At 54.4% G+C, this 1085-nt stretch carries 1 rRNA gene; it reads left to right on the top strand.

The features are described from left to right. A 23S ribosomal RNA gene (locus tag BM036_RS19715) occupies nucleotides 1–1085 on the top strand; the annotation flags it as partial.

The raw sequence follows: 1085 nt of genomic DNA, 5'->3' as shown, positions 1-1085 counted from the left end.
TCTGAATGGGGAAACCCACCGACTTTCGGGTCGGTATCTTACACTGAATCCATAGGTGTAAGAGGCGAACTCGGGGAACTGAAACATCTAAGTACCCGAAGGAAAAGAAATCAACCGAGATTCCCTCAGTAGCGGCGAGCGAACGGGGACCAGCCCTTAAGCTGGACAACTGGTAGGAGAAGGCCCTGGAAAGAGCCGCCATAGTGGGTGATAGCCCCGTATCCGAAACCTGAGTCCAGTGAAATCGAGTAGGACGGGTCACGTGTAATCCTGTCTGAACATGGGGGGACCATCCTCCAAGGCTAAATACTCCTGACTGACCGATAGTGAACCAGTACCGTGAGGGAAAGGCGAAAAGAACCCCTGTGAGGGGAGTGAAATAGACCCTGAAACCGTATGCGTACAAGCAGTCGGAGCGGACTTGTTCCGTGACGGCGTACCTTTTGTATAATGGGTCAGCGACTTATGTTCAGTGGCGAGGTTAACCGTATAGGGGAGCCGTAGGGAAACCGAGTCTGAATAGGGCGACTTAGTCGCTGGGCATAGACCCGAAACCGGGCGATCTATCCATGAGCAGGGTGAAGGTGCCGTAACAGGCACTGGAGGCCCGAACCCACTGTCGTTGAAAAGCCAGGGGATGACTTGTGGATCGGAGTGAAAGGCTAATCAAGCCCGGAGATAGCTGGTTCTCCCCGAAAGCTATTTAGGTAGCGCCTCGGACGAATACCACTGGGGGTAGAGCACTGTTTCGGCTAGGGGGTCATCCCGACTTACCAACCCGATGCAAACTCCGAATACCAGTGAGTACTATCCGGGAGACACACGGCGGGTGCTAACGTCCGTCGTGAAGAGGGAAACAACCCAGACCGCCAGCTAAGGTCCCCAAGTACCAGTTAAGTGGGAAACGATGTGGGAAGGCTCAGACAGCTAGGAGGTTGGCTTAGAAGCAGCCATCCTTTAAAGAAAGCGTAATAGCTCACTAGTCGAGTCGGCCTGCGCGGAAGATGTAACGGGGCTCAAACTGGTCACCGAAGCTGCGGCTGCATACGCAAGTATGCGGGGTAGGGGAGCGTTCTGTAAGCCTG

The sequence above is a fragment of the Marinobacter segnicrescens genome (assembly GCF_900111555.1).
Lineage (GTDB): Bacteria > Pseudomonadota > Gammaproteobacteria > Pseudomonadales > Oleiphilaceae > Marinobacter > Marinobacter segnicrescens.
The sequence above is the reverse complement of the archived record's forward strand: the minus strand, read 5'-3'. Positions and strand labels throughout refer to the sequence as shown.